Origin of the sequence: Novosphingobium sp. TCA1 (assembly GCF_009811895.1) — a bacterium.
Classification (GTDB): Bacteria; Pseudomonadota; Alphaproteobacteria; order Sphingomonadales; family Sphingomonadaceae; genus Novosphingobium; species Novosphingobium panipatense_A.
Map to the genome: position 1 here is coordinate 1 of NZ_BLJH01000098.1, position 2,600 is coordinate 2,600.

Sequence of the window (2,600 nt, forward strand, 5' to 3'; positions counted from 1 at the left end):
TCGTAAGCGCGCATTTCGTAGCACGCCGTTTCCGGATGCGGTGCGGCCATCATAGTTGACGCTGGACGAGACAGGCCACCGCAGCGCCGTCGGCGGGTCAGGCGTGTCTTTCGAAGTTGAATGGCAGCAGGTCGTCGATATCGGCGTCGTGAGGTCGCTGGGGCAGTTCAGTGAGGACATGGCGTAGCCACGCGAGAGGCTCGACGCCGCAGGCGCGGCAAGTCAGCATCAGGCTGTAGGTGACGGCGCTCGCCCGTGCGCCGTCCACGGTGTCGCAGAAAAGCCAGGATTTTCTTCCTGTTGCAAAAACCCTGATGTCGCGTTCGAGAAGATTGTTATCGATCGGCATCCTGCCGTCTTCGACGTAACGCGTCAGGTATTCCCACTGGTTGAGGGAGTAGGAGACCGCATCGCCAAGCTTGGTGTCGGGCACGACCTTGGGTGCGATGTCATCGAGCCACGCCTTGAATGTATCCAGGACCGGGACGCTATGTTTCTGGCGGAAGCGGCGCAGGTAGCTGGCCTGCGTTTCTCCCCCACCGGGCATTTCGTCCCGCGCCTGCCTTTCGATCCGGTAGAGCTGGTCGAAGAACTTGAGCGCCTGTGCGGGCGGCCCGCCTTGTTTCTTCCTCGCCTTGAGGGCGTCGGCAAAGCGCCGTCTGGCGTGGGCCATGCAGCCCAGATGCGTGGCGCCTTTCAATGTGCGCCAGGCCGTATAGCCGTCACTCATCAGGATACCGCGATAGTCGCCGAGGAAGGCCTGCGGATGTTCCTGCCCGCGGCCCGGTTGATAATCGAACAGCACTATCGGCTGTTCGCTGCCCTCGCTGCTGCGGTAGGCCCACATATACGAAGTGCTGGTAGGCGCCTTGCCCTCTTCCTTCAGCACCTGAACCGTAGTCTCGTCGCCATGGATGACCTCCTGGGACCGGAGCCGCAGCTTCAGGGCGTCATAGATGCGATACAGGTGCCTCTCGCTCGAGGTAATCACCCAACGGCCCAGTGCACCACGGCTGACAGGTACCCCTGCGCGCTCGAAGGTTTGCGCCAGACGATAAAGCGGTGTGCCATCGACGTATTTATGAACAAGGGCAAAGGCCAGCGTCGAGGCCGTGGCAATGCTGCCCGGCAAGGGCTGTGCGGGCATCGGCGCAATGATGATCGGCGTGGCGATCCCGGTGCGGTCACAATTGCGGCATGCATATTTGGCGCGGGCATTCTGAAGGACCGTGGCCTTCACCTCGATGTGAAGCTGCTCGGTTACCACTTCCCCCATGCGATGCATCCGTTCGCTGCAGCACGGGCAGACCTTCTGGTCGTCGGCGAGGTCATATTCGACGCGCTGGCGCGGCAGGTCGGCAGGAAGTGCCTTGCGCCCGCGCTTCTTCCCTTCTGGCTTTCTCGCCTCCGGCAATCCCGTGTCGGGAAGATCGGCGGCGACCGGCTCATCGACGTCGTCGTCGGTATCGTCCTCAAGGGAGGCCTGCTCGGCTTCATTGAAGACACGATCCAGGTGCTTTTCGCTGCGCGGCGCAAAACGGTGCAACCGCGCCAGCGCCAGTTCCTCCTCAAGCTTCAGGATGCGCCGGGCAAGGGCGTCTCTCTCGGCCGCCAATGTCTCGACCTCGGCGGCCTTCGCCGCCAGAAGCGCCATCAATTCCGCAATAGTGGGGGCGCCGGTTCGATCCATCGCAGTCTTGAATCGAAAGCCTGTTCCTGCGTCAACAGCCTTCAGCCGACAAACTGATATTGCCGCACCGGATGAGGGACCAGCGCGTCAATATCGATCCCGTCGAGCAGCCAGCGCAATTGCTCTGCGGTGAGCGCCACCACCGTTTCCGTCCGCCGGGGCCATCGGAACTTGTCCTCTGTTAGCGCCTTGAGCACCAACACAAAGCCCGACCGGTCAAAGAACAACAGCTTCATCCGGGTCCGGCGCCGGTTGCAAAAGGCAAACGCCGCGCGCTCGAACGGATTGAGGCCCATCGACTGCTCGACCAGGATCGCAAGGCTGTTGATCCCGCAACGAAAATCGATCGGATCCCGGTGGAGATAGACGCGCAGATCTTCAGCGAGCCGGAACATTGCAGTGCCCCAGCGCATCGATCATCACCGCCAGTAACCGCGCGTCACACCCCTCCAGCGTCAGCGATACGCCATTTGGCATCGACGCCTGCAGCCGCGCTGGTGGTACCAATCCCGCAGACCGGCTCCCGATCCCACCAGTGGGTCGCACCGCAGGCGCCGCAGACGTCTCCACCCGGACAAACGCCGACGAATCCGGCAACTGCCCCGGGCTCCGCTGCCCGTTCGTACTCTGCCGCTGCTGAAACTTGCTGACCCATTTGCGAAGCTGGTTGGCGTTGACACCGTGCTCCAGCGCAAGCCTCGCAACCGATATGCCCGGCTCGAGACACGCCTCAACCAACCGTGCCTTCCCCGCCGGATCATAATAACGCCGGCCGTTACTCGTCACCCTTACAACCTCGAGCCCAGAGGAGCCCATCGGTGCCATCTCCATGTGTCCACCTCTTCCTTGGTGGACACATCCTTCACACTGCGGCACTCAACCGAACAGGTGCCCGGAATTTCGCGCTTAC

The 2,600-nt window shown here is 62.2% G+C and carries 3 protein-coding genes; all 3 read right to left on the minus strand.

Going from position 1 to position 2,600, the window contains the following annotated elements; all coding sequences use genetic code 11:
• Positions 1–97 precede the first annotated feature (97 nt).
• Genes NTCA1_RS28115 through NTCA1_RS28125 form a run of 3 tightly spaced genes read right to left on the minus strand, consistent with a single transcriptional unit; the run spans position 98 to position 2,521 of the window.
• Entirely contained in the window at positions 98–1,690 is a 1,593-nt protein-coding gene (locus NTCA1_RS28115; protein WP_159832489.1) for an IS66 family transposase, read from the minus strand.
• A gap of 41 nt (positions 1,691–1,731) precedes the next feature.
• Positions 1,732–2,103, minus strand: a complete 372-nt coding sequence (gene tnpB, locus NTCA1_RS28120; RefSeq protein ID WP_236549627.1) for an IS66 family insertion sequence element accessory protein TnpB — start codon at positions 2,101–2,103, stop codon at positions 1,732–1,734.
• Positions 2,069–2,521, minus strand: coding sequence for a transposase (locus tag NTCA1_RS28125; protein WP_159832491.1), 453 nt, complete (start codon positions 2,519–2,521; stop codon positions 2,069–2,071). Before NTCA1_RS28125 ends, tnpB begins: the two co-directional genes overlap by 35 nt.
• Positions 2,522–2,600 lie beyond the last annotated feature (79 nt).